The organism is Jeongeupia chitinilytica, from assembly GCF_014652315.1.
GTDB lineage: Bacteria > Pseudomonadota > Gammaproteobacteria > Burkholderiales > Chitinibacteraceae > Jeongeupia > Jeongeupia chitinilytica.
Genome location: NZ_BMYO01000003.1, coordinates 61,368 through 87,299, shown reverse-complemented (window position 1 = coordinate 87,299; position 25,932 = coordinate 61,368). Strand labels below are relative to the sequence as shown.

At 62.3% G+C, this 25,932-nt stretch carries 24 protein-coding genes; 10 read left to right on the top strand and 14 right to left on the bottom strand.

Features of this window, described 5'->3' with window-relative positions:
- Positions 1-8: 8 nt before the first annotated feature.
- Genes ctaD through IE097_RS06230 form a run of 4 tightly spaced genes read left to right on the top strand, consistent with a single transcriptional unit; the run spans position 9 to position 3,462 of the window.
- Positions 9-1,748: a cytochrome c oxidase subunit I gene (gene ctaD / locus IE097_RS06245; protein ID WP_189459306.1), complete on the top strand. Its 1,740-nt coding sequence runs from the start codon at positions 9-11 to the stop codon at positions 1,746-1,748.
- A complete protein-coding gene (locus IE097_RS06240) occupies positions 1,745-2,335 on the top strand; it encodes a cytochrome c oxidase subunit 3 (protein ID WP_189459305.1) in 591 nt (196 codons plus the stop codon). Before ctaD ends, IE097_RS06240 begins: the two co-directional genes overlap by 4 nt.
- 19 nt (positions 2,336-2,354) lie before the next feature.
- Positions 2,355-3,059 (top strand): cytochrome c oxidase subunit 3, encoded by a 705-nt coding sequence (locus IE097_RS06235; protein ID WP_189459304.1) that lies wholly within the window; start codon positions 2,355-2,357, stop codon positions 3,057-3,059.
- A 46-nt stretch (positions 3,060-3,105) separates the two neighbouring features.
- Entirely contained in the window at positions 3,106-3,462 is a 357-nt protein-coding gene (locus IE097_RS06230) for a cytochrome C oxidase subunit IV family protein (protein WP_189459303.1), read from the top strand.
- Positions 3,463-3,504: 42 nt separating this feature from the next.
- On the opposite strand, the gene IE097_RS06225 is transcribed toward IE097_RS06230, so the two are convergent.
- Both IE097_RS06225 and IE097_RS06220 read right to left on the bottom strand, forming a co-directional pair.
- Entirely contained in the window at positions 3,505-4,764 is a 1,260-nt protein-coding gene (locus tag IE097_RS06225; protein WP_189459302.1) for a chitinase N-terminal domain-containing protein, read from the bottom strand.
- A gap of 9 nt (positions 4,765-4,773) precedes the next feature.
- Entirely contained in the window at positions 4,774-5,037 is a 264-nt protein-coding gene (locus IE097_RS06220; RefSeq protein WP_189459301.1) for a hypothetical protein, read from the bottom strand.
- A 101-nt stretch (positions 5,038-5,138) separates the two neighbouring features.
- On the opposite strand from IE097_RS06220, the gene IE097_RS06215 reads away from it, so the two are divergent.
- Entirely contained in the window at positions 5,139-5,372 is a 234-nt protein-coding gene (locus tag IE097_RS06215; RefSeq protein ID WP_189459300.1) for a hypothetical protein, read from the top strand.
- A 4-nt stretch (positions 5,373-5,376) separates the two neighbouring features.
- On the opposite strand, the gene recJ is transcribed toward IE097_RS06215, so the two are convergent.
- The 5 genes from recJ to phaR all read right to left on the bottom strand — a co-directional run bounded on the left by recJ (position 5,377) and on the right by phaR (position 10,996).
- Complete coding sequence (recJ, locus tag IE097_RS06210; RefSeq protein WP_373295738.1) at positions 5,377-7,074, bottom strand: single-stranded-DNA-specific exonuclease RecJ; 1,698 nt, start codon at positions 7,072-7,074, stop codon at positions 5,377-5,379.
- Positions 7,071-8,072 (bottom strand): hypothetical protein, encoded by a 1,002-nt coding sequence (locus tag IE097_RS06205; protein ID WP_189459298.1) that lies wholly within the window; start codon positions 8,070-8,072, stop codon positions 7,071-7,073. The genes recJ and IE097_RS06205 overlap by 4 nt, the downstream gene beginning before the upstream one ends.
- A 50-nt stretch (positions 8,073-8,122) precedes the next feature.
- Entirely contained in the window at positions 8,123-8,905 is a 783-nt protein-coding gene (tcdA, locus tag IE097_RS06200; protein ID WP_189459297.1) for a tRNA cyclic N6-threonylcarbamoyladenosine(37) synthase TcdA, read from the bottom strand.
- 3 nt (positions 8,906-8,908) lie between these two features.
- A complete protein-coding gene (rimO, locus tag IE097_RS06195; RefSeq protein ID WP_229797457.1) occupies positions 8,909-10,231 on the bottom strand; it encodes a 30S ribosomal protein S12 methylthiotransferase RimO in 1,323 nt (440 codons plus the stop codon).
- A 126-nt stretch (positions 10,232-10,357) separates the two neighbouring features.
- The gene (gene phaR / locus IE097_RS06190) at positions 10,358-10,996 is read right to left on the bottom strand and encodes a polyhydroxyalkanoate synthesis repressor PhaR (RefSeq protein ID WP_229797456.1); all 639 of its coding nucleotides are present in this window, start codon (positions 10,994-10,996) and stop codon (positions 10,358-10,360) included.
- Positions 10,997-11,205: 209 nt separating this feature from the next.
- Here phaR and IE097_RS06185 point away from each other — a divergent pair, with 209 nt between their 5' ends.
- Entirely contained in the window at positions 11,206-11,775 is a 570-nt protein-coding gene (locus IE097_RS06185) for a phasin family protein (protein ID WP_189459295.1), read from the top strand.
- A gap of 127 nt (positions 11,776-11,902) precedes the next feature.
- Here the strand turns inward: IE097_RS06185 and pnp are convergent, their stop codons facing one another.
- The 7 genes from pnp to rimP form a co-directional block, all read right to left on the bottom strand.
- Positions 11,903-14,050, bottom strand: coding sequence for a polyribonucleotide nucleotidyltransferase (gene pnp / locus IE097_RS06180; protein WP_189459294.1), 2,148 nt, complete (start codon positions 14,048-14,050; stop codon positions 11,903-11,905).
- A 237-nt stretch (positions 14,051-14,287) separates the two neighbouring features.
- Positions 14,288-14,557 (bottom strand): 30S ribosomal protein S15, encoded by a 270-nt coding sequence (rpsO, locus tag IE097_RS06175; RefSeq protein WP_189459293.1) that lies wholly within the window; start codon positions 14,555-14,557, stop codon positions 14,288-14,290.
- Between the two features lie 86 nt (positions 14,558-14,643).
- On the bottom strand, positions 14,644-15,558 hold the full coding sequence (truB, locus tag IE097_RS06170; RefSeq protein ID WP_189459292.1) for a tRNA pseudouridine(55) synthase TruB: 915 nt from the start codon (positions 15,556-15,558) through the stop codon (positions 14,644-14,646).
- Between the two features lies 1 nt (position 15,559).
- Positions 15,560-15,940: a 30S ribosome-binding factor RbfA gene (gene rbfA / locus IE097_RS06165; RefSeq protein ID WP_189459291.1), complete on the bottom strand. Its 381-nt coding sequence runs from the start codon at positions 15,938-15,940 to the stop codon at positions 15,560-15,562.
- Between the two features lie 134 nt (positions 15,941-16,074).
- A complete protein-coding gene (gene infB / locus IE097_RS06160; RefSeq protein ID WP_189459290.1) occupies positions 16,075-18,768 on the bottom strand; it encodes a translation initiation factor IF-2 in 2,694 nt (897 codons plus the stop codon).
- A 15-nt stretch (positions 18,769-18,783) separates the two neighbouring features.
- On the bottom strand, positions 18,784-20,256 hold the full coding sequence (nusA, locus tag IE097_RS06155; protein WP_189459289.1) for a transcription termination factor NusA: 1,473 nt from the start codon (positions 20,254-20,256) through the stop codon (positions 18,784-18,786).
- Positions 20,257-20,305: 49 nt separating this feature from the next.
- Entirely contained in the window at positions 20,306-20,740 is a 435-nt protein-coding gene (gene rimP, locus IE097_RS06150; RefSeq protein WP_229797455.1) for a ribosome maturation factor RimP, read from the bottom strand.
- A 187-nt stretch (positions 20,741-20,927) separates the two neighbouring features.
- On the opposite strand from rimP, the gene IE097_RS06145 reads away from it, so the two are divergent.
- The 4 genes from IE097_RS06145 (at position 20,928) to dapE (ending at position 25,923) form a co-directional block, all read left to right on the top strand.
- Positions 20,928-22,589, top strand: coding sequence for a long-chain-fatty-acid--CoA ligase (locus IE097_RS06145; RefSeq protein WP_189459287.1), 1,662 nt, complete (start codon positions 20,928-20,930; stop codon positions 22,587-22,589).
- Between the two features lie 21 nt (positions 22,590-22,610).
- Complete coding sequence (locus tag IE097_RS06140; RefSeq protein ID WP_189459286.1) at positions 22,611-23,753, top strand: PilT/PilU family type 4a pilus ATPase; 1,143 nt, start codon at positions 22,611-22,613, stop codon at positions 23,751-23,753.
- Between the two features lie 687 nt (positions 23,754-24,440).
- Positions 24,441-24,788 carry an ArsC family reductase gene (locus tag IE097_RS06135; protein WP_189459285.1) on the top strand — a complete coding sequence of 116 codons (348 nt, stop codon included), beginning with the start codon at positions 24,441-24,443 and terminating at the stop codon, positions 24,786-24,788.
- Between the two features lie 4 nt (positions 24,789-24,792).
- Positions 24,793-25,923 carry a succinyl-diaminopimelate desuccinylase gene (gene dapE / locus IE097_RS06130; RefSeq protein WP_189459284.1) on the top strand — a complete coding sequence of 377 codons (1,131 nt, stop codon included), beginning with the start codon at positions 24,793-24,795 and terminating at the stop codon, positions 25,921-25,923.
- Positions 25,924-25,932 lie beyond the last annotated feature (9 nt).

Below are 25,932 nucleotides of genomic sequence, written 5' to 3'. Positions count from 1 at the left end.
GGGGCACCATGGCCTATCCGGAACAGGATCACGCACCGCACAGTTTCTGGACCCGTTACGTATGGAGCCAGGATCACAAGGTGATTGCGGTGCAGTACACGATCACGGCGATCGCGGTCGGCCTGGTGGCCTTGGTACTGTCCAACCTGATGCGCTTGCAGATCGGCTTCCCCGGCCGCTTTGCCTTCATCGACGCCAATCACTATTACCAGTTCGTCACCATGCACGGCATGATCATGGTGATCTACCTGCTGACCGCGCTGTTCCTCGGCGGCTTCGGCAACTACCTGATCCCGCTGATGGTCGGCGCGCGCGACATGGTGTTTCCCTTCCTCAACATGCTCAGCTACTGGATGTATTTGCTGGCCGTGCTGGTGCTGATGGGCAGCTTCTTCGTCCCCGGCGGGCCGACCGGCGCGGGCTGGACGCTGTATCCGCCGCAAGCCATCCTGCCCGGCACGCCGGGCAGCGGCGGCGGCATCGTGCTGATGCTGGTGTCACTGGCGATCTTCATCGTCGCGGCGACGATGGGTGGACTCAATTACGTAACCACGGTGCTTCAGGCGCGTACGCGCGGGATGACGCTGATGCGGCTCCCGCTGACCGTCTGGGGCATCCTCGTCGCGACCATCATGGCGCTGCTCGCATTTCCAGCACTGTTCGTCAGTGCGGTGATGATGCTGTTCGACCGGCTGCTCGGCACCAGCTTCTTCATGCCCGCCGTGGTGTCGATGGGCCAGGCGCTCGCGTACAAGGGTGGCAGCCCGATCCTGTTCCAGCACCTGTTCTGGTTTTTCGGCCATCCCGAGGTCTACATCGTCGCGCTGCCGGCGTTCGGCATCGTCTCCGACCTGATCAGCACGCATGCGCGCAAGAACATCTTCGGCTACCGGATGATGGTGTGGGCCATCGTCATCATCGGCGTTCTCAGCTTCGTCGTGTGGGCGCACCACATGTACGTGAGCGGCATGAACCCCTGGTTCGGTTTCTTCTTTGCCACCACCACGCTGATCATTGCCGTACCGACCGCCATCAAGGTCTACAACTGGCTGCTCACGCTCTGGCGCGGCGACATCCACCTGACCGTGCCGATGCTGTTCGCCATCGGCTTCGTCAGCACCTTCGTGATCGGCGGCCTGACCGGGCTCTTCCTCGGCAACGTCAGCACCGACATGCCGCTGTCGAACACCTACTTCGTCGTTGCCCATTTCCACATGGTGATGGGGGTGTCGCCGATTCTGGCGATCTTCGGCGGCATTTATCACTGGTATCCGAAAGTGACCGGCCGGCTGATGAACGACACGCTCGGCAAGCTGCATTTCTGGGTGACCTTTGTCGGCAGCTACGCCATCTACTTTCCGATGCATTACCTCGGCATTCTCGGCATGCCGCGCCGCTATTACGCCTACGACAACTACGCCTTCATTCCGCCCTCGGCACAGCAGCTGAATGCCTTCATCACCGTCGCCGCGCTGATCGTCGGCACTTTCCAGCTGGTGTTCCTCTACAACCTCGCCCGCAGCGCGTTCAACGGACTTCCGTCCGGCCCCAACCCCTGGGGTTCGGCCTCGCTGGAATGGCAAACGCCTGAAAACCCGCCCGGCCACGGCAACTGGGGAAGCGCACTGCCGGAGGTGCACCGCTGGCCGTACGATTACAGCGTGCCGGGCACGAGTACCGACTTCCTGCCGCAAACCTCGACGTCGCCACTGGGCTGCGAGGCGAAACCTGACCGGACAGCGCCATGAACGATGCCACGACCCGCACAGACCGTCCCGATCCTGATGCCGCCGCCCGGCTCGGGCTGTGGGTGCTGCTCGCGGTCATTACGGTGCTGTTCCTGCAATTCATCCAGGCCTACGCCGTGCGCTCCGGCAGCGCTGACTGGCTGCGCCTGCCGGAGCCGGCACTGCTGCGCTGGAACACACTGGCGCTGCTGCTGGCCAGCGTCGCCTTGCAATCGGCCGCGATGCGCCCTCACGGCACAATCCCGCTCTGGTTCGGCGGGCTGTTCGGCTGCGCCTTCCTGGTCGGCCAGTTGCTTGCATGGCAACAGTTGCGATCGCTCGGGTTCGGGGTGGCCGGCAATCCGGCCAGCAGTTTCTTCTACCTGCTGACCGGCATGCACGGCGCGCATGTACTGGGCGGGCTGCTTGCATGGGGCCTGTTGATGGTTCGGGTTCGGGTTCGCGCACGGCATGGCGCGGACATCGCGCCGGGCGCACGACTGTGCGCCCGCTACTGGCACTTCCTGCTGCTCGTCTGGCTGCTGTTGTACGGCGTGCTGTTCCTGATTCCACCCGCAACGCTGCAGGTCATTTGCGGCGGAAGTTAGGCCCCGGAGGACCATCATCATGTCCGACTCGACCTCTTCACCCACCTCTTCATCCGGGGTGTACGGACTGGCTGCCGACTGGTCCGGTGACCGCGAGGCATTCAAGGTGCCCTGGGGCAAGGCGATGATGTGGGTGTTCCTGCTGTCAGACACCTTCGTCTTCGGTATTTTCCTCAGCGGCTACATGGCGGTGCGCATGACCACTGCCGAACCATGGCCCAACCCCAGCGAGGTGTTCGCGCTGCAGCTTGGCGCAACCAGACTGCCGCTGATCCTGATCGCCATCATGACCTTCGTGCTGATCAGCAGCAGCGGCACGATGGCCATGGCGGTGAACTTCGCCGGCCGCGGCGACCGGGTTCGCGCCGCAGCACTGATGCTGGCCACTGCGGCACTGGGCGCAGCCTTCGTCGGCATGCAGGCGTTCGAATGGACCAAGCTGATCGTCTCCGAGGGCATACGTCCGTGGGGCAACCCGCTCGGTGCCGCGCAATTCGGTGCGTGCTTTTTCATGATCACCGGCTTTCACGGTCTGCACGTCAGTGTCGGCGTGATCTACCTCACCACCGTCGCCGTGCGCCTGCTCGGACACAGGCACAGCGACGGGCCTTCACCTGACAATGGGCACCTGCGTGACGCGGACCGGGTCGAGATCGCCGGGCTGTACTGGCACTTTGTCGACCTGGTCTGGGTGTTCATTTTCGCGTTCTTTTACCTGTGGTGAGCGGCATGGCACCGCGCACCCGCAATGGCGAAAGCAGGAGGCCGTCATGACCCACGGTCAGCAGCACCCCGTCGGCCTCTACCTGAAAATCTGGGGCCTGCTGTTCGTCCTCAGCGCCTGCTCCTACCTGGTCGACTACTTTCACGTCCAGGGTGCGCTGCGCTGGACACTGATCCTGACCTTCATGTTTTACAAGGCGGCACTGATCGCCAGCGTCTTCATGCACCTTGCATGGGAGCGGCTAGCCCTCGTTTGCGCAATCCTGATCCCGCCACTGTGTTTGCTGGTTCTCGTGACTATGATGGCGCTGGAAGCCGACTACATCCACACCGCACGCGGCACTTATTTCGTCGCACCCGCCGCAGCCGGTGTTACCGGGAAAGATGGGGCGCCCCGGCCCTAGCCTCCCGGACTGCAGGTCGGCCTGCAAAACAGCAGGAAGGAATCATTCGGACGCCGGCGTTGCCAGCAGCATGACCGTCGGCACCGTATCGCTGTCGACGCAGCGCTGACCGGCGCAGATCCGGACCAGCAACTGCTTCGGCATGGCCGATTGCGCAATCCGGGTTTCACCGCAGTAACTGGTCACGCGCTGCTGCGCCTCACCGGTGATCTGGCAGCTGCGCACCTTTCTTTCCTGTCGCAGCACCGCAGGCACATCGGCGTCGAGCAGTTGCCAGTCGGTTGGTGCGACATGCTGCGTGGATTTCGGCAAGGACCAGCGCAGCAGCCACTGATCGTTTTCGAGCGGCAACAGCGCCAGCACCGGCTTGGTCGGCACTTCCGGCGGCAACAGCACTTCGACCGGTGCCGGGTCGCTCTCGGCACACTGCAGCGCATTGCACAAACGGATTTGCAGGCTGTGCTTGCCGGCCGCCAGCCCTGTCAGGACCGTCTGTCCCGACTGGCTGCGCTCGGTGTGTTCGGCAAACTCGTGCGATTCGAGCAGCACCTGCCTGTCGTCCAGCAGCTGCCAGTAGCTGCCGGTCTGGCCCCACCACATGTTCCAGCCGACGGTAATCGGCTCGCCGGTGGTGATCTGCGGCACCCAGTCGAACTGCGGCTTGTCGGGCATGCCTTCGCCCTGCTCGCCCTTGCCGCCCACCCAGGTCTCGAATGTTTTGCCCTGGCAAAGCGGCTTGCCGTCGACGTCCGGATTGCACAGCCGTACCTCGATCACGTGCCGTCCCGGCGTCAGCGGGCCGAGCTTGTAAACCCCGCTCTGCACCGATACCGACTGCATGCCCCCCTGAACGATCATGCCTTCGCTGGCCACGATGTTTTCGCCGAGTGGCGCCGCCCCAAGCGGGCGCTGGACGAAGTTGCGCGACTTCAGTCGCAGTGCATCGTTGTCGAGCACCTCCCACCAGCTCGCCGGCGTACCGAAACCGATATCCCAGCCGATCGATACGGTGTCGCCATCCAGTTGTGCCGGAATCGGATCGAAGCTCGGCAAGATCGGCGCCTCGGCGCTCGGCTGCGGGAAGACCTGGGTTGCCGGAGCGAACATGGTTTCAAGCGGGCGAATCGCCGGGTCCGAGGCGGGCGGCGGCGACGGTGTCGCTATTTTCCGGCAATCGAGCAGGCCATTCTTCAGCGGTGTGCATGCGGCATCACCCAGCGCCGCAGCCTCGGCCGGCGTCAGCACCGTACCCGCCATGGCAGGCAGGGACCACAGCATCAAAGCAAATACGATTGTGCGCATCACTTCCCCTTAGGGCGATCGGTCAGCGGTGCCACTGGCCGCGCTGGCCTCGCTCGCAACCGGCTTCGACGACATCGCGCCGGCAGCCATGCCGCCGACGGCCGCCACGCCCTTGCCGGCCGCGACGGTGCCGTCCACGGCCAGCCCGACCGCGGTTGTCGTCACCGATGCAGCAGCACCGACTACGGCACCGGTCACCGTCACGACGGTACAAGCAGACAGCAATAGCGCGATGGCGGGCAATCCGCAACGAGCAAGTGTATGACCGATCACCAAGCTTTCCTTTCGACCATGGCAGTCCGCGCCACTATTCCAGTTGTAAACAACAACCATAAATCGTGACAATGGCGCACCGCTCCCCATACACCACCGCCATGAAAACACCGCTTGTCTTCATCTTGCTGCTCGGTACTGTCTGGCTCGCCGGTTGCGCCTCGGTCGAAACCGCCGAGTTCGGCCCCAACGGCAAACCCGTCCATCATATCGAAACCGGCAGCGCCACCGACAGTTTCGACAAGGCGCACGATCTTTGCCCCAAGGGCTACACGCTGATCGGCAACCCGCACGAAACCGACGACGTCTACGCGCTCACGATCGAATGCAAATAACGCATCAGGCCGAACCTTCAACGTAGTCGAGCATGACCTGCAGGATGCGCTCGCCGCGGAATTCGTTCACCGACAGGCTGTAGGCCGCGTTTACGTCCCGCGGCAGCGGGTCCGGATGCTGGAAGCGGATGCCTTCGAGCACCAGACCGTAGTCGTTGGCCAGTTTGACCTTGAGATGCCGCTCGCCGACAACGCGCTGTTCGAGCACGCGGAAATGCCCGTGAAACAGCGGCGCCGGAAAACCCTGCCCCCAGACCTGACGCTCGATCCGCTCGGCGGTTTCGAAACTGAAGTCGTTGGCCGACAGTTCGCCATCGGTCTCGATCACGCGCTCGAGCGCGGCCTCGTCCATCAGCTCGCGACACACGGCCTCGAAGGCCTGCTGGAAGCGGCCGAAATCGTTCGGGCGCAGACTCAGACCCGCTGCCATCGCATGGCCACCGAACTTGACGATCAGGTCCGGATGGCGCTTGGACACCAGATCCAGTGCATCGCGCAGATGCAGCCCCGGAATCGAACGGCCGGAGCCCTTGATTTCGGTTTCGCTGGCGTCGGCGAACACAATGGTCGGCCGGTGATAACGCTCCTTGACCCTGGACGCAACGATGCCGATCACCCCCTGATGCCAGTCCGGCCGGTACAGCGCGATGCTATAGCTGGCATCGATCGCCAGTCCGGCCAGCGCCGTTTCGGCCTCCTCGCGCATCCCCGCCTCGATGGTGCGGCGTTCGCGGTTGAGCTGATCCAGCTCGCGAGCCCGCGTCAAAGCGTCTTCCTCGGACGTCGACAGCAGGCAGGAAATGCCGAAGCTCATGTCATCCAGCCGGCCAGCCGCATTGAGGCGCGGGCCGAGCGTGAAGCCGAGATCGAAGCAGCTCGCCTTCGCCGGGTTGCGTCCGGCAGCCTGAAACAGCGCCATCACACCGGCACTGGCCCGGCCGGCCCGCATGCGCCTGAGCCCCTGCTCGACCAGAATCCGGTTGTTGCCATCCAGCCGCACGACGTCGGCGACGGTCCCCAGTGCCACCAGATCGAGCAGCGTGGCCAGATTCGGCTCGGCCACATCGGCAAACGCACCCCGTGCGCGCAGTTCGGCGCGCAGCGCCAGCAGCACGTAAAACATCACGCCGACGCCGGCGAGGTTCTTGCTCGGAAACCCGCAGCCGGGCTGGTTCGGGTTGACGATCAGGCAGTCTGGCAAGGTGTCGCCAGGCAGATGGTGGTCGGTCACCAGCACGTCGATCCCGCGCGCCTTCGCCGCGGCAACGCCGGCAACACTGGCAATGCCGTTGTCGACCGTCACGATCAGGTCCGGCGATTTTTGTGCCGCGAGTTCGACGATCTCGGGCGTCAGGCCGTAGCCGTATTCGAAACGGTTCGGCACGACGAAATCGACCACCGCACCGAGCATCGCCAGGCCCTTCAGGCCGACGCTGCACGCGGTTGCGCCATCGGCATCGTAATCGGCGACGATCAGCAGGCGCTCGCGCGCGGCGATCGCGTCGGCAAGCCGCACTGCGGCGGCGTCAATGTTCTTCAGCGTCGCAAATGGCAGCAGCCGTTTGAGTTCGTGCTCGAGTTCCATGGGCGAAGCGATGCCCCGGCCGGCATACAGCCGTGCTTCAAGCGCACTCATCCCTTCGTTCATCAGTTGCTGCAGGCGGTCGGGCGCAACCGCCCGGGCGCGGACTTGCGGCATCAGCGCACCTCCCACGGCAGAACCGGCTTGCGCCAGAGCGCCCACAACGCCCGTTGGGTGACTTTGACGCCGAATCCGGCTTCGGGCATCGAAACCGCCAGCTCGTCGAGCCGGCCGGCTTTCAATGCCGCCAGTGCCGGTGCAAACCAGTCGGCCTCGAGCGCCAGCCAGGCCGACAGCCACCCGTGCGCATCGCCATAGAGATTGCCGTCGCGCAGCGCGTCGAGCACCACGACCGCGTCACCCTGAACCGCATCAAAGGCGGCCGGCGCAGGTCTGGCCTGACCGCCGCCATGCTGGGTCAGCGCCACCACCAAGGGCAGATCGCTCAGCACCGGTTGTGCCGGCGCAACCGGCTTGTCGGCCAGCGGGTACTGACCACCGCCCCAGAGCCAGACGCTCTGGATCGCCGGCTGGCCGGCGGCAACGCGGGCGTCGTTGACCGGATGGTTGTAAAGGCACATCTGGATTTCGTTCAGCAGCCCGTGCCACTTCAGCGCACCGTCGCCCTTGGGCAGGTGCTCACGGACGTCGTGACCCAATGCCGCATCGATCGGCGACCAGTGCAATCCCGGGTCGGCAGGCAGGCGCAGATACCAGCGCGACGGCGTCGCTGCAACGAAACGGAAGCCGTCGTCACGATACAGCGCGTTCAGACCGGAACACAGACCGTCGGCCTCGGCCTGCGTCAGCGAAAAGTGTCGGGGGTCGACCAGCAACAGGCGGTCGCGATCGACGCGCAGATGCACCGGATCGGCCCGCATCCAGAAGCCGGGCTCCTCGCCAGGCAGATCGAGTGCCATCGTCAGCGGTGCAACGGGCAGATCAGCCAGCCCGCAGCGGTTGGCAAGCCAGATGTCGAGCGACTCGGGCTGCGCCGGCTGGCGTGAGCCGCGCCCCAGCAGCAGCGCGGTCGCCGGTAGTGATACGGAGCTGGCAAAGGCGGCGATGTCGTCGCGCTCTGCCCAGTCGGAATAAGGGAGGACAAGGTGAAGAGGCATCGGTCGATTTTATCACGCCGAGTGCCCCGTCCCTTGCCGGAAAAGCCGCGTCAGACCTTGGTAGCGAGCTTCTTCAGAAGATGTGCGACGGCGACAAAACCGAAGGTACCGGTCACCGCCACACTGGCGCCGAATCCGCCTTCGCAATCGAGCCGTACCGGCGAATCGCCCACCGCCGGCTTCTGCGCGCACACGCTGCCGTCGAGCTGCGGATAAACCAGCGGCTCGGTCGAAAACACGCAATCGATGCCGAACTTCTTGTCACCCTTCGGAAAGCCGTACTCGCGCCGCAGGATGCTGCGAACCTTGCTGGCCAGCGGATCTTGCGTCGTCCTGGACAGATCGGTGACCTGCACCTGCGTCGGGTCGATCTGCCCGCCGGCGCCACCGGTGGTGATCAGGTTGACCTTGTTGCGCCGGCACCAGTGGATCAGTGCCGCCTTGGTCTTGACCGAGTCGATCGCATCGACGACGTAGTCAAAGCCGACACCGAGGAGGTCGGCCAGATTGTCTGCATCGACAAAATCCTCCACCGTCGTCACCCGGCACTCCGGATTGATCGCAACGATACGCTCGGCCAGCGCCGCCACTTTCATTTTGCCGTACTGGCCAACCAGTGCCGGCAGCTGCCGGTTGGTGTTCGACACGCAAATGTCGTCCAGATCGATCAGCGTGATCGCGCCGACACCCGACCGGGCCAGCGCCTCGGCCGACCATGAGCCAACGCCACCGACGCCGATCACGCAGACATGCGCACTGCGGAACCGGGTCAGCGCAGCCGCACCGTACAGCCGGGCAATGCCGCCGAAGCGACGCTCGTACGAGGTATCCATCAATCAGCCTTCAACCTGCTCCGCCCACAGATCGTGCTCGTCGGCATCGACGATGCGCACTTTGACGAAATCGCCGGGCTGCACGGTTTCCGCCGGCTGAAAGAACACCAGCCCGTCGATTTCCGGCGCATCGGCATAAGTGCGCGCAACCGCGCCTTCGTCGTCGATCTCGTCGACCAGCACGTTGAACTCGCGGCCGATCTTGTCCTGCAGCCGTGCAGCCGAAATCGCGGCCTGCTTTTCCATGAAGCGACGCTTTCGGTCCTCGGCAATCTCCGCCGGCACGTGGTCGGGCAGGTCATTTGCCGTCGCACCGTCAACCGGCGAATAGGTGAAACAGCCGACGCGGTCGAGCTGGGCTTCATCGAGGAAAGCCAGCAGTTCGTCGAAGTCCGCATCGGTTTCGCCCGGAAAACCGACGATGAACGTCGAACGGATCGTCAGATCCGGGCAGATCTCGCGCCACTTCTTGATCCGGCCGAGCACGTTGGCACTATTGGCGGGCCGCTTCATCAACTTGAGTACGCGCTGGCTGGCGTGCTGAAACGGGATGTCGAGGTAAGGCACGATCTTGCCTTCGGCCATCAGCGGAATCACTTCGTCGACGTGCGGGTACGGGTAGACGTAATGCAGCCGCGCCCAGATGCCGAGCTTGCCCAGCTCTTCGCACAACTCGGTCATCCGGGTGCGTACCGGACGGCCATTATGGAAGCCGGTCTTGTACTTGACGTCGACACCATAGGCGCTGGTGTCCTGCGAAATGATCAGCAGCTCCTTGACGCCGGATTTGGCCAGGTTTTCGGCCTCTTTCAGTACGTCGTGGATCGGCCGGCTGACGAGGTCACCCCGCATGCTCGGAATAATGCAGAAGGTGCAGCGGTGATTGCAGCCCTCAGAAATCTTCAGGTAGGCGTAATGCTTGGGGGTCAGCTTGACCCCTGCCGGCGGCACCAGATCCATGAACGGATCGTGCGGCTTGGGCAGATGCTGATGGACGTGGTTCATCACCTCGTCACGGGCATGCGCACCGGTCACGGCCAGCACCTTCGGGTGCGTTTCACGAATCAGGTTGCCGTCTTCCTTGCTGCCCAGACAACCGGTAACGATGACCTTGCCGTTCTCGGCCAGCGCTTCGCCGATCGCGTCGAGCGACTCCTGTACCGCGGAATCGATGAAGCCACAGGTATTGACGACGACCAGATCGGCATCGTCGTACGACGGCGAAATGTCGTACCCCTCGGCGCGCAGCTGGGTAATGATCTGTTCGCTGTCGGTCAACGCTTTCGGACAGCCCAGCGAGACAAAGCCAACTCTTGGTGCGGACATACACATCTCCGGCGCCTTCAGGCGCACACTTCGCGGCGCGCATCTTCACCGGCGCCGGCACAAAACGATGCGGGCATGCCGTTTTGGCATGCCCGCGTGGACAACATGCGATTTTAATTCAAGCGCTTAGCTCTTGGTAGTGCGTTTTCGCGTCGTCGTTTTCGGTTCGTCGGCCGGTGGCGGCGCCGACGGCTGCGGTTCGTCCGTCTCGGCTTCAGCCTTGCCGTAGCCCGGCATGCCGAAACCGGTGAACAGGTTCTTGGCCCGATCCTGCAGCTGCTGCTGCATGTCGACGAACAGATTGGTGCTGCTTTCCAGGTAATTGCCCATCATGCTCTGCAAGGCCGGCCCCTGGAACTTCATGAAGTCGCCCCAGAGGTTGGCGTTGCCGAGCATCGGATTGTCACCGCTCATGGCCGAACTCGCCTGGTCCTGCAAGCGGTGCTGCATCTCGGCGAACAGCTGCAGGTTCTTCTCCAGATAGTTGCCCATCAGCCCCTGCATCGCGTTGCCGTAGAAGCGGATGATCTGCGTCAGCACGTCATAGCTGAACAGCGGCATGCCGCCGGCCTCTTCATCCATGATGATCTGCAGCAGCACGCTGCGGGTGATGTCTTCGCCACTCTTGGCATCGACGACCTGGATGTCGATACAGTCGAGCACCAGCTGTTTGACGTCGGCAAGCGTGATGTAGCTGCTGGTCGCCGTGTCGTACAGGCGACGGTTCGGGTACTTTTTGATGATGCGCTTTTCTTCGGCACTCATGCCAACTCCCTTTGAGTCTGCAGCTTGATTCCTGCATTGTAGATCGCCGCCGCTCATCACCACTCGTCGGCCATTGCTGCAGCGCACAAAAATCGATTGACAAATAGTAGAACCGATCCAAAAATGAACGTGATTGTGCAGAGCAGCATACTTCAAATACTCAAAATGGCTCTGCCATCGGCATGCCAACCCATCTCGAGGAAACCATCATGAGCCAAGCTCAACAACAGTTTGTAGATTTTGCCACCGAAAACGTCGAAACCGCACTGCGTTTTGCCCGTATTTATCTGGATTCGGCCGAACGCCTCTCCAAACTGAACCTGGAAACCGCCAAGACGTCGCTCGAAGAAGGTGCAAAGCAGGTCAAGTCGCTGGCCGCCGTCAAGGACGCGCAGGAAGCGCTGGCCCTGCGCCAGAAGCAACTCGAAGCCACCGTCGACCACGCAGGCCAGTACTCGCGCCAAGTGTACGAAATCGCTTCGCAAGCACAAGCCGAGCTGACCAAGATCGCTGAAGAACAATCGACCGCGTTCAACAAGCAGGTCGTTTCGGGCCTGGACCGCTTCGTCAAGTCGGCTCCGGCCGGCACCGACGTAGCCGTTGCCGCCGTCAAGTCGACCGTACAAGCCACTGCCGCCGCCGTCGACAGCCTGACCAAGGCCGCCAAGCAAGTCGCCGACTTTGCTGACGCTTCGGTGAAGGCTGCCACTACCGCAACCGCTGACGCCGTCAAGACCGCAGCCAAGAAAACCGCTGCCTCGGGCAACGCTGCCGCCTAATCGCGAATCCAGCGCAAACAAAAAGGCGCCGTGGGCGCCTTTTTGTTTACTCGGAAATGGACAACGGGAGCATCGTCGATGCTCCCGTTGCTTTACCCGGATGAGGCTAACGCCCCATCATCGGCAATTACTGCGCACCACCTTCAACCGGCTCGCCTGCCGGCGCTGCCGCAGCAGCTTCGTCGTTCAGCACAGCCTTGATCGACAGGCGGACACGGCCCTTCTCGTCCTGCTCGAGTGCCTTCACGCGAACGACCTGACCTTCCTTGAGGTAGTCGGACACGTTCTTGATGCGCTCGTTGGCGATCTGGCTGATGTGCACGAGACCGTCACGACCCGGCATGATCGACACGATCGCACCGACGTTGTTGTCGAGGATCTTGACGACCGGACCTTCGTAGATCTTGCCGATTTCGACTTCGGCAGTGATCTCGCCGATGCGGCGCTTGGCTTCGTCGGCACCGGCCGACGAAATCGACGCGATCGTGATCGTGCCGTCCTCGGCGATGTCGATCTGCGTACCGGTTTCTTCGGTCAGCGCACGGATCACCGAACCGCCCTTGCCGATCACGTCACGGATCTTCTCCGGATTGATCTTCATCGTGTACAGGCGCGGCGCGTGAGCGCTGACCTCTTCACGGGCGCCACCAACGGCTTCCTTCATCACACCGAGGATGTGCTGGCGACCGGCCTTGGCCTGCTCCAGTGCCACCTTCATGATTTCCTTGGTGATGCCGTTGATCTTGATGTCCATCTGCAGCGCGGTCACACCGTTGTCGGTACCGGCCACCTTGAAGTCCATGTCGCCGAGGTGATCTTCGTCGCCCAGGATGTCGGACAGCACCGCGAAGCGGTTGCCTTCCTTGATCAGACCCATCGCGATACCGGCAACGTGGTTCTTCAGCGGCACACCGGCGTCCATCAGTGCCAGACAACCGCCGCAGACCGACGCCATCGAGCTCGAACCGTTCGATTCGGTGATTTCCGATACCACACGCATCGTGTAGGCGAACTCTTCCGGGCTCGGCAGCACGGCAATCAGCGCGCGCTTGGCCAGACGGCCGTGGCCGATTTCACGGCGCTTCGGCGTACCGACACGACCGGTTTCACCGGTCGAGTACGGCGGGAAGTTGTAGTGCAGCATGAAGCGGTCGCTGTACTCGCCAGCCAGCGCGTCGATCTTCTGCTCGTCGAGCTTGGTGCCGAGCGTGGCAACGACCAGACCCTGGGTTTCGCCACGAGTGAACAGCGACGAACCGTGGGTACGCGGCAGCACGCTGTTGCGCACGGTGATCGGACGCACGGTACGGGTGTCGCGGCCGTCGATACGCGGGTAACCGTCGAGAATCTGGTTGCGGACGATCTTGGCTTCCATGTCATGGAAGATGCCGCGGATCTGGTTGGCCGCCAGCGTGTCGGTCGACTCGTTGATCAGTGCAGCCTTGACCTTGTCCCACGCCTCGCCAATCTTGGCGCTGCGTGCCTGTTTTTGCGCGATGCGGAAAGCGAGCTTCAGGTCTTCACCGGCGATTTTGGCGATTTGCGCTTCAAGTGCCTCGTTGCGCACCGGCTCGTTCCAGTCGAACAACTCCGGATTGACTTCGTCAGCCAGCTCGTTGATCGCCTTGACGACCTTCTGCATTTCGTCGTGCCCAAAGACCACGGCCCCCAGCATCACCTCTTCCGACAGCTCCTTGGCTTCGGACTCGACCATCAGTACGGCCTGCTCGGTACCGGCGACAACGAGGTCAAGCTGCGACGCGGCAAGTTCGTCCTTGCTCGGATTGAGCAGGTACTGGCCGTCGGCGTAACCGACGCGCGCGGCACCGATCGGCCCCTGGAACGGCACACCGGAAATCGCCAGCGCAGCCGAAGCACCGATCATCGCCGGAATGTCCGAATCGATCTGCGGATCGAGCGACAGCACGGTCGCGATGATCTGGATTTCGTTGAAGAAGCCTTCCGGGAACAGCGGACGGATCGGACGATCGATCAGGCGGCTGGTGAGAATTTCCTTCTCGGACGGACGGCCTTCACGCTTGAAGAAGCCCCCCGGAATCTTGCCGGCGGCGTAGGTCCGCTCTTGGTAATCGACCGTGAGCGGGAAGAAATCCTGGCCGGGCTTCACGCCCTTGGCGGCGACCACAGTCACCAGCACCACGGTGTCGTCCATCGACACGACCACAGCGCCGGAAGCCTGGCGGGCGACTTCGCCCGTTTCCAGCGTTACGGTGTGCTTGCCGTACTGGAACGATTTCACGATTTTGTTGAACACGGATTTTCCTTACAGTTGTTTGCCTGCGGCAAGGGCAATATCCCGCTGCGACAACGCCGCCCATCCCGGCAATGACCCGGATGCCTGTCGCCGGCCTCGGCACATTCCAGCGTGACCGGTTTTCACGGTCTTCCGTTCCGCCGCCGAAGCCGTCTTTGGGCGGAACGCAATCATTTCGACATTCCAAAAAGCAAAAAAGTCGCAGTGCGATGACTGCGACTTTTAAGTGGAACTGGCTTACTTGCGCAGACCCAGCTGAGCGATCAGCTCGCGATAGCTATCAGCATTGGTGCGCTTGAGGTAATCCAGCAGGCGACGACGGCGCGAAACCATCTTCAGCAGACCGCGACGCGAGTGGTGGTCTTTCTTGTTTTCTTTGAAGTGCGGGGTCAGGTCATTGATGCGAGCGGTGAGCAGCGCAACTTGAACTTCCGGGGAACCGGTGTCGCCTTCAGCGCGTTGGAATTGCTTAACGATGTCAGCCTTTTGGCCTACGGTAACTGCCATTTCAATACTCCAGAGTGGTGATTGGGCCAGGGCAGATGCCCCGCTCCCGACAAGCCCGGCCGAGTTTGCACCCAACCGCGCTCCTTTCACTGGCCACTAGTGGCCAGCAGACGTTTGGGCCGCAGCACACCATCGCATGCCACTTCGCCCAAACCGATGAATCGCGCATTATCGCCGCTTTCGACCTCAGCGTAAAGCCGGAACAGGCCTTGCGCCGACCAGCCCGCCGCACGCTGGATACTCATGCCGTTTCGGCAGCGGGCGACTTCGCTTTCGTCAAGCGTCAACAGCGGCATGTCCTGTACCAGCGTGTCGGCCGGCAGCAGGCAAGCCTCTCGCTCGTCGAGCGACATGGCGATGTAGGCATCGAGCGACACCGCCTGATCGAGAGAAAACCCGGCGGTTCTGGTTCGGCGCAAACCCGTCAGATACGCACCGCACCCCAGCGCACGACCGACATCGTCGGCCAGTGTGCGGATGTATGTCCCCTTGGAACACGCGACATCGATCACGAGCTCGGCACGATCGAAGGACACAACGCCAATCGAATAAATGGTGATCCGGCGCGCTTGGCGCTCGATTTCGACCCCCTGCCGCGCGTACTCGTACAACGCCTTGCCCTGATGCTTGAGTGCCGAATGCATCGGCGGCACCTGCTCGATCTCGCCGACAAAACCCGCCAGCACCCGCTCGACTTCGGCGAGCGCCGTCGGCGGCTGGCCGCTGTCACTGATTTCGCCCTCACCATCAAGGGTGGTCGACACCTGGCCGAGCCGGATCGTCGCACGATACCCCTTGTCCGCATCGAGCATGCGCTGCGCAAACTTGGTCGCCTCGCCAAAGCACAGCGGCAACAGCCCGGTCGCGAACGGGTCGAGCACGCCGGTATGCCCGCCTTTCTCGGCAGACAGCAGCCAGCGGCACTTCAACAGCGCCGCATTGCTGGTGATGCCGAACGGCTTGTCGAGCAGCAACACGCCGTCGATCTTGCGCTTCGCCATCTCAGGCGTCGCCTTCGTCGTCCGGCGCCTTCGGCAGACTGGCTGCCTGCGAGATCAACGTATCGAGCTTGAACCCCTGCTCGATCGAATGATCGTAATGGAAATGCAGCTCCGGCATTTTGAACAGCTTGAAGCCTCGCGCCAGTTCGCTGCGCAGGAAACCCTTGGCCTGCTCAAGCTTGGTGGCGATCGCTTGCGCATCTTCCGGCGTACCAAGGAAGGTGTAGAAAATCTTGGCATGCGAATGATCGCGGGTGACTTCGACATCGGTAATCGTGATCAGCGATGCCTTCGGATGATCAAGTTCGGCACGGATCAGTTCGGCAACGTCACGTTGCAGCTGCTGTGCGATCCGGTCGGAACGGGTGAAGTTTCTGGCCATGATGATGATTCTGTAGCGGTGCCCGACACCGGTTGGGCGCAGGCAGAAAAGACAAAAGGCGCAGGGATGAACCCGCGCCTGCCGATGCAAGGGACGAAGCATGCTTCGTACCCCGTCCCTCACACCTCACGACGTTACAGCGTACGCGCAATCTCGATGATTTCGAACACTTCGAGCTGGTCGCCTTCCTGGATGTCGTTGTAGTTCTTGAGCTGCAGACCGCACTCGTAACCCGAACGCACTTCCTTGACGTCGTCCTTGAAGCGCTTGAGGGTTTCGAGCTCGCCCTGGTGCACGACCACGTTGTTGCGCAGCAGGCGGACGCCGGCGCCGCGCTTGACGATACCGTCGAGCACGTAGCAACCCGCGATCGAGCCGACCTTGGAGATGACGAACACCTGGCGGATTTCGACCAGACCGATGATCTGCTCTTTCTTCTCCGGTGCCAGCATGCCCGACAGCGCAGCCTTCACATCATCGACCACGTCGTAAATGATGTTGTAGTAACGCAGGTCGACGCCTTCCGACTCGGCCAGCTTGCGGGCTGCCGCGTCGGCACGGACGTTGAAGCCGACCACGACGGCCTTCGACGCCAGCGCAAGGTTGATGTCCGATTCCGAGATGCCACCCACACCCGAGTGCAGGATCTGCACACGGACTTCGTCGGTCGACAGCTTCTGCAGCGAACCGGCCAGCGCTTCGGCCGAACCCTGCACGTCGGTCTTGATGATGATCGGCAGGTTCTGCACTTCGCCTTCGGCCATCTGCGCGAACATGTTTTCGAGCTTGGACGCTTGCTGGCGTGCGAACTTGACGTCACGGAACTTGCCCTGACGGAACAGGGCGATTTCACGCGCCTTCTTCTCGTCGGCGAGCACCATCGCATCTTCACCGGCAGCCGGCACTTCCGACAGACCGAGAATCTCGACCGGAATCGACGGGCCCGCTTCGGTAATCTGCTTGCCGGTTTCATCCAGCATGGCGCGAACACGACCGTAGACGCCACCGGCGAGGACGACATCGCCCTTGCGCAGGGTGCCCGACTGAACCAGCATCGACGCCACCGCGCCACGGCCCTTGTCGAGACGCGCCTCGATGATGATGCCCTTGGCAGGCGCATCGACCGGTGCGGTCAGCTCCAGTACTTCGGCCTGCAGCAGGATCGCATCCAGCAGCGCATCGATGTTCGTACCCTGCTTGGCCGAAACTTCGACGAACTGCGTGTCGCCACCCCAGTCTTCCGGCACGACTTCCTGCGCCACCAGCTCCTGACGGATGCGCTCCGGGTTTGCACCCTGCTTGTCGATCTTGTTGACCGCAACCACGATCGGCACACCGGCCGCCTTCGCATGGTGGATCGCTTCGATCGTCTGCGGCATCACGCCGTCGTCCGCAGCGACGACCAGCACGACAATGTCGGTGGCCGACGCGCCGCGGGCGCGCATGGCGGTAAACGCCTCGTGACCCGGGGTATCGAGGAAGGTGACGATGCCCTTGCCGGTTTCGACATGATAAGCACCGATATGCTGGGTAATGCCGCCCGCTTCACCTGCGGCCACCTTGGCGCGACGGATGTAGTCGAGCAGGGAGGTCTTGCCGTGGTCGACGTGACCCATGACGGTCACGACCGGTGCGCGCGGCAGCAGTTCGTGTTCGCCCTTGTCGGCCTCTTCCAGATAGGTATCCGGATCGTCGAGCTTGGCAGCGCGCGGAACGTGCCCCATTTCCTCGACGACGATCATCGCGGTCTCTTGGTCGAGCACCTGGTTGATGGTCACCATCATGCCCATCTTCATCAGTGCCTTGACGACCTCGACCCCCTTGACAGCCATCTTGTGCGCCAGATCGGCGACGCTGATGGTTTCCGGCACGTCGACGGTATGCACGACCGGTTCGGTCGGCGCCTGGAAGGCGTGCGCGTTGTCGCTATCCTGACTCTGGTTGCGGCTGTTGCGGCCACCACCCTTCTTGCCGGACTTCCAGCCACCGCCGGCGTCGCCACCGCGTGTCTTGATGCCCTTCTTGCCCTTGCCGTCATCCCACTTGCGTTTCTCGTCCTTTTTCTCGGGCGACGACGCAGGCTTGGCGGCTGCCGGGGCAACCTTGGCCGGCTCCGGCTTGACCGGCTCCGGCGCACGCAGCGGCGTATCCTTCGGCTTGCGCAACTCAACGCGCATGCCGACGCGCGGACGGTCGGTTCGCGGCGCAGCAGCGGCCGGTGCAGGTGCAGCAGCCGGACGGGCCACCGGTTCGGCCTGGGCCGGCGCAGCCACAGGCGCGGGTGCTGCCACCACCGGCGTGACCACCTCGGGAGCAGGTGCAGGTGCAGGTTCAGCGACCGCAACCGGTACCTCACGCACCTCTTCCTTCGGGGCTTCGCCACCGTGCTTGGCACGCATTTCTGCCGCCTGACGTTCGCGAAGCGCCGACTGACGCTGGGCCTCGGCCTCGCGGGCAGCACGTTCCGCATCGCCGATCACCGGCGCAGCGGGGCTGGCGGCGGCGACATCGGCGCGCGGCTCTACGGCCGGCGCAGCCGGTGCTTCAACCACGCGTTTCTTGCGGACTTCAACCTGAATGGTCTTGGCCTTGCCGGTCGAATCGGTCTTGCGGATCTCGGACGTCTGCTTGCGGGTCACGGTGATCTTCGGCTTGTCGCCGCCACCATGCTTCTTTTTCAGATGATCCAGAAGACGAGCCTTATCCTCGGCAGTCACCGCATCGGACTCGCCGGACTTGCTGACACCGGCCGCGGTGAGCTGCTCAAGCAACTCCTGCGACGGCATTCTCAATTCTGCCGCGAACTCACTGACTTTTAATTCACTCATGCATTTCTCCCCGCCTTATGCGAACCAGTGCTCGCGGGCTTTCATGATCAACTGCTTGGCCTCGTTCTCGCCGATACCGGTCATTTCCACAAGCTCGTCGACGGCCAGCTCCGCGAGGTCGTCGCGGGTATGGACATCGTTCTCGGCGAGCGCAGCAGCGAGTTCAGCGGTCATGCCTTCCAGGTTTTTCAGGTCTTCCGACTGATGCTCGAGTTTTTCTTCGCGGGCAATGGCCTGAGTGAGCAGTGCGTCGCGGGCGCGGGCGCGCAGCTCATTGACGGTGTCCTCGTCGAACACCTCGATTTCGAGCATTTCGTTCAGCGGCACGTAGGCCACTTCTTCCAGCGTGTTGAACCCTTCCTGCACCAGCGCATCGGCAACGTCTTCGTCGATGTCGAGCGCACGCATGAACAGTTCGCGCACCTTGGTGAACTCGGCCTCGTTCTTCTCTTCGGCCTGGTTCACGGTCATGATGTTGATCTTCCAGCCGGTCAGCTCGGAAGCAAGCTTGACGTTCTGGCCGCCACGACCGATGGCCATGGCAAGATTGTCTTCGTCGACCACCACATCCATCGCGTGGTTGTCTTCGTCAACGACGATCGAATTCACGTCGGCCGGACTCAGCGCACCGATCACGAATTGCGCCGGATCTTCCGACCACAGAATGATGTCGACACGTTCGCCGGCAATTTCGTTGGTCACCGCGTTGACGCGGGTACCGCGAACACCGATACACGTGCCTTGCGGATCGACGCGCGGATCGTTCGACTTGACGGCAATCTTGGCACGCATGCCCGGGTCACGGGCAACGCCCTTCAGCTCGATCAGGCCGTTCTCGATTTCCGGCACTTCCATCTCGAACAGCTTGGCCATGAATTCGGGCGCGGTACGACTCAGCACCAGCATCGGACCACGACCGAGACGATCGACCCGCAGCAGGAAGGCGCGCACACGGTCGCCGACCCGGAGGTTTTCCTTCGGGATCATCTGGTCGCGCGGCAGGATCGCTTCGAGCTTGCCCAACTCCAGAATCGCATTGCCGCGCTCGAGCCGCTTGATGCTGCCCGAAACGATGTGCTCGCGACGTTGCAGGAAATCGTTGAGGTTCTGCTCGCGTTCGGCATCGCGGATCTTCTGCAGGATGACCTGCTTGGCCGCCTGCGCGCCGATCCGGCCGAACTCGATCGGCTCGAGCTCGACTTCCCAGGTTTCGCCCAGTTGCAGCTCGGGGTCGTACTCCGGCGCATCGGTAATGGCGATCTGGCGCGACGGCTCTTCGTGGTCATTGTCCTCGACCACGGTCCAGACGCGGAACGAGCGGTAGTCACCGGTATCGCGATCGATATCGACACGGATATCAACCTCGTCCTCGTAGGTTTTCTTGGTCGCAGACGCCAGCGCCATTTCCAGCGCCATGAAAACGACTTCTTTCTCTACATTTTTTTCGCGCGCCAGTGCATCCACCAGCAGCAGAATTTCTCGGCTCATCGTTTCGATTCCCTCGGCAAGAAGCCCGCCTGTGGGCCTAAATTCCGGATCAGAACTGCGGCTCGAGCCGCACCTTGTCAATTTGCGTCAATGGCAGCGCCAGGCGCTCGCCATCGACGTCGACCACAACCGCACCGTCCTCGAGACCGATGAGCGTGCCGAGCAGTTTCTTGCGTTTGTCCGGCAGCGGCAGGCGCAACTTGATGCGCACCTTTTCGCCGGCAAAGCGCGTGAAGTCTTCGGGCTTGGTCAGCGGACGATCCACCCCCGGCGACGACACCTCCAGTCGCTCGTAAGGGACCTCTTCGACCATGAAGAGACGGGTAAGGTGGTTGCTGACGGTGACGCAGTCGTCCACCGTAATGCCACCCGGCTTGTCGATGAACACCCGCACCAGCCCGTTGTGCGCCAGTTCCAGATCGACCAGCTCGTAGCCGAGACCCGGAAGCGTCGCATCCAGCACGCTTTGCACGTTCGCTGCCATAGATTCCTTTGCTGAAAAACAAAAAATGGGCTGCAAAAATGCGCCCATTCCCAAGCACTATCCCCGTATCTTGGGGACAACCCTCATTCTAACAGAAACAATTACTTGGCGAAACTGTGTGCACAAGCGGCTTGTTCTCGACAGCCTTACAACCCTAGAGTGCGCAAAGAATCCCAAGGAGAGGAACATGGAGCGACCCTGGTTTGCCAGCTATTCGGCGGATGTCCCCCACGAAATCGACGTCCACGAGTTCAGCTCGATTCCCGATGTCATCGCCAAAACGGTCGCACGCTACCCCGAGCGCGATGCATTCATCAACATGGGGAAAGCGATTACCTACGGTGAGCTCGACCAGCTTTCGAACCGGTTTGCCGCGTTTTTGCAACAGGATCTGAAGCTCGCCCGCGGCGCCCGCGTCGCGGTCATGATGCCCAACCTGCTGCAGTATCCGATCGCGATTTTCGGCATCCTGAAGGCGGGCATGACCGTCGTGAACGTCAATCCGCTCTACACCCCGCGCGAACTCGAGCACCAGCTCAAGGATTCCGGCGCCGAAGCAATCGTCATCCTCGCCAACTTTGCCCACACGCTCGAAAGCATCATCGGCCACACGCCAGTCAAGCACGTTGTCGTCACCGACATCGGCGACCTGCTCGGTTTTCCGAAACGCTTGCTGGTCAACAGTGTCGTACGTCACGTCAAAAAAATGGTTCCACCCTACAGGCTGCCGGGACACATCGGCTTCAACGCCACCCTGAGCAGGGGCAAGGCGCACAAGCTGCAACCGGTGGTACTGAGCCATGACGACCTCGCCTTCCTGCAATACACCGGCGGCACCACCGGCGTCGCCAAGGGCGCCATGCTCACGCACGGCAACATCGTCGCCAACATGCAGCAGGCACATGCCTGGATTCGCGAGGCGGTCGAAGAAGGCAAGGAAATCATCGTCACGGCACTGCCGCTGTACCACATCTTCTGCCTGACGGCGAACTGCATGGTCTTCACCAAGGTCGGCGCAACCAACCTGCTGATCACCAATCCGCGCGACATCCCCGGCTTCGTCAAGGAGCTCGGCAAATACCCGGTCACGTGCATGACCGGCGTCAACACGCTGTTCAACGCCCTCGCCAACAACCCCGATTTCCCCAAGCTGGATTTCCGGACGTGGAAACTGGCACTCGGCGGCGGCATGGCCGTGCAACACGCGGTTGCGGACAAATGGAAGAAGATCACCGGCGTCCCGCTGGTCGAGGCTTACGGCCTGACCGAAACCTCGCCGGCTGCGATGATCAACCCGATGACCACGCGGGAATACAACGGCATGATCGGCCTGCCGGTGCCGTCGACCGACGCACAGATCCGTGACGACAACGGCAAGGTTCTGGAGACCGGCGAATCGGGCGAGCTCTTCATCAAGGGACCGCAGGTCATGAAGGGCTATTGGCAGCGCCCCGAGGAAACCGCCAAGGTCATCGGGCCCGACGGCTATCTCGCCACGGGCGACGTCGCGGTGATGTCGCCAACCGGCTATTTCAAACTGGTCGACCGCAAGAAGGACATGATTCTGGTATCCGGCTTCAACGTTTATCCGAACGAGATCGAGGATGTCGTTGCCGATCATCCGGGCGTCATGGAAGTGGCCTGCATCGGTGTTCCCGACGACAAGTCCGGCGAGGCGGTCAAGGTCTTCGTGGTGCGCAAGGATCCGGCCCTGACCGAAAAGGACGTGATCGCACACTGTCGCGCGAACCTGACGAATTACAAGGTTCCACGACTGGTTGAGTTCCGCGAGCAACTACCCAAGTCAAATGTCGGTAAAATCCTGCGGCGAGAATTGAAACCCCAATAAACCCTCACGCCGGATGCACGAATGAATTTGCTGCCGTTTTTCAAACTGATGGCCGAACGAAGCGCCTCCGACCTGTTCCTGTCGGCGGACTCGCCAATCGTCATCAAGATCAACGGCCAGTGCAATCCGGCCAACAGCCAGGTGCTTGGCGCCGAACACGTCAAGCAACTGGTTTACCAGCTCATGAGTCCCGAGCAGATCGCCCGCTTCGAAAGCGACTGGGAACTCAACTTCCGGCTGACGCTGCCGCAGCTCGGCAACTTCCGCATCAACGTCTTCCGCACCCGCGGCGCCGTGGCGATGGTGGCACGCTTCATCCGGCCTCGCGCCCAGAGCATTGCCGAACTCGGCTTGCCGCCGGTGCTGCGCGAACTGATCATGGAAAAGCGCGGCATCATTCTCGTTGTCGGCGCCACCGGCTCGGGCAAGTCGTCGACGGTCTCCGCCATGCTCGAGCATCGCAACGCGAATTATCCGGGCCACATCCTCACGGTCGAGGATCCGATCGAACACCTGTATTCACACCAGCGCAGCCTCGTGAACCAGCGGGAAATCGGTGTCGACACCCACAGCTACGCCGAGGCGCTGAAAAACGCCATGCGCGAAGCCCCCGACGTTCTGATGATCGGCGAAATCCGGGACCGCGAGACCATGAGTTATGCACTGCAGTACGCGCAGGCGGGTCATCTCTGCGTTTCGACACTGCATGCCAACAACAGCTACCACTCGCTGTCCCGCGTGGTGAACTTCTTCCCGCAGGACGCACGCGAAGCGCTGCTTTATGACCTCTCGACCGCACTGACCGCGATCGTGTCACAGCGACTCGTCCGCAACCGCAACGGCCAGCTGACACCGGCCATCGAAGTCATGCTCAACACCAACCGTATCGCCGAGCTGATCCGCAACGGCCAGCTCACCGACATCAAGGAAGCGATGGAGCAGACCCTGACCGAAGGTTCGCAAACCTTCGAACAGTCGTTGTACGGACTGTTCCGCAGCGGGGAAGTCGACCTTGACGAAGCGCTGCGCCATGCCGACTCGGCCACCAACCTCTCGTGGATGGTCAACAACAGCCAGACCGTCGAGGAGCAGGAAGCGAAGAACGCGCCCCCGGTCAGCATAGTCGCCGACACCGGCGCCAACTTCGACATCAAGCTGCACTGAGCCGCTGCGCAGCGGCCAGACTCAGACGGATTCGTGACCTTGCGAAAAGCGCGCAGTCGGGCCTTATCGGCAAACTGGAGCTTTTCTCCGGATTTGCCGACGGCATAAGGCACCGCAGGAGCGCGGCGGTCGGACGCGGAGTAAAGCTGATGCGCGCCTCTTGCCACGCCCCGCGGAAAGCTTGCCTTGACCCACAGCAGCAGGCGGCCCGGATCCGGCGCGGGGCCACGGACGGGTCACCTTCGACCCATTCAGCACCCATCAGGTCGGGTCCGCATGACACCATGCCAATCACCCGTCGGCTCCGGTCGCAAAGCTCAACTTCGGTCCTGCAGCGCCCAATCGTATTGGCTTGCCAACCCCTCCCGGCCCGACACCAGCAAGTGGTCTCGCCCACGTCTTTGATCCGTATGGCCATTTCATCGGGCACATTGGGGCAAACGGACACGGGCAGGTCCGACTGCGTCCTCATCAAGAGAAGCGCAGACGGCCAAGACCAGGAACGGCGGGCAATGACATGCGGCACTCTCATGATGACCATCAAAGGATACGGGTACCGCGTTGCAAAAGATGACTCGTCCGCGGGCCGTGCCCGAGCGGATGCAATGCTCGCCGAAGTACCGATGAACGGTAGGCACCTCCGGAGCAGCCATCTAGAATCACCCTTTTGTATCGGAATCCCTTTCCATGAAGCTCTACGGCATCCCGAACTGCGACACGGTCAAAAAAGCCCGGACCTGGCTGGCCGAGCACGGCCATGACTACGACTGGCATGACTTCAAGAAGGCCGGCATCAGCGCCGAGCTACTCAACGGCTGGATTGCCCAGACCGGCTGGGAGCCGCTCGTCAACAAGGCCGGCACCACCTGGCGCAAGCTCGACGACACCAGCAAGGCCGCAGTGGTGGATGCCGATTCGGCCATCGCCCTGATGCTGGCGCAGCCGTCCGTGATCAAGCGGCCGGTACTTGACCGCAATGGTACGATTACCATTGGCTACAAACCCGAAACCTACGACACGCTTTTCCGCCGCTGAGACCATGAACGACGCCACGCTAGACCTGACCCTGCAACTGATCCGCCAGGCATCGGTAACCCCGAACGATGCCGACTGCCAGCAACTGATGGCCAGCCGCCTTGCGAAGCTCGGCTTTCACATCGAACCCATGCGCTTTGGCGATGTCGACAACCTCTGGGCCCGCTTCGGCAGCGAAGGTCCGGTCCTCGTTTTCGCCGGCCACACCGACGTGGTCCCCACCGGCCCGCTCGATCGCTGGCATTCGGATCCGTTTGCGCCGGAAATTCGTGACGGCCACCTGTTCGGTCGCGGCGCCGCCGACATGAAAGCCTCGCTCGCCGCCTTCGTGACCGCGACCGAGGCCTTTCTGGCCAAACATCCGACCCCGAAAGGCTCGATCGCCTTCCTGATCACCTCGGACGAGGAAGGCCCGGCCCACGACGGCACGGTCAAGGTCATCGAGGCGTTGAAGGCGCGCGGCGAAAAGATCGACTACTGCATCGTCGGCGAACCGACCAGCGCCGAGACCTTCGGCGACACGATCAAGAACGGCCGTCGCGGCTCGCTATCGGGCCACCTGATCGTCCACGGCGTCCAGGGCCACATCGCCTACCCGCACCTCGCCAAGAACCCGATCCACCTGCTGGCGCCGGCGCTGGCCGAGCTGGCAGGCACCGAATGGGATCAGGGCAACGCCTATTTCCCGCCGACGACATGGCAGGTCTCCAACCTGCACAGCGGCACCGGTGCGACCAACGTGATCCCGGGTACGGCCGAAGTACTGTTCAACTTCCGCTTCTCGACCGAGAACACCGCCGAGACGCTGAAACAGAAGGTTCACGCCATCCTCGACGCACACGGATTCGAGTACGAACTGACCTGGAACCTGTCGGGCGAACCCTTCCTGACCGATCACGGTGCACTGATCGACGCCATCAAGGCATCCGTCGCGGAGGTCACCGGCCATACGCCGCAGCTCAATACCACCGGCGGCACGTCGGACGGCCGCTTCATCGCCAAGTACTGCCCGGAAGTGGTCGAGTTCGGCCCGATCAACAAGACAATCCACAAGCTCAACGAGTGCGTCTCTGTCGAGGACGTGCCCAGGTTGTCGGCCGTCTATGCCGGCGTACTCGAACGACTGCTGGCTTAAAGGTCTGCC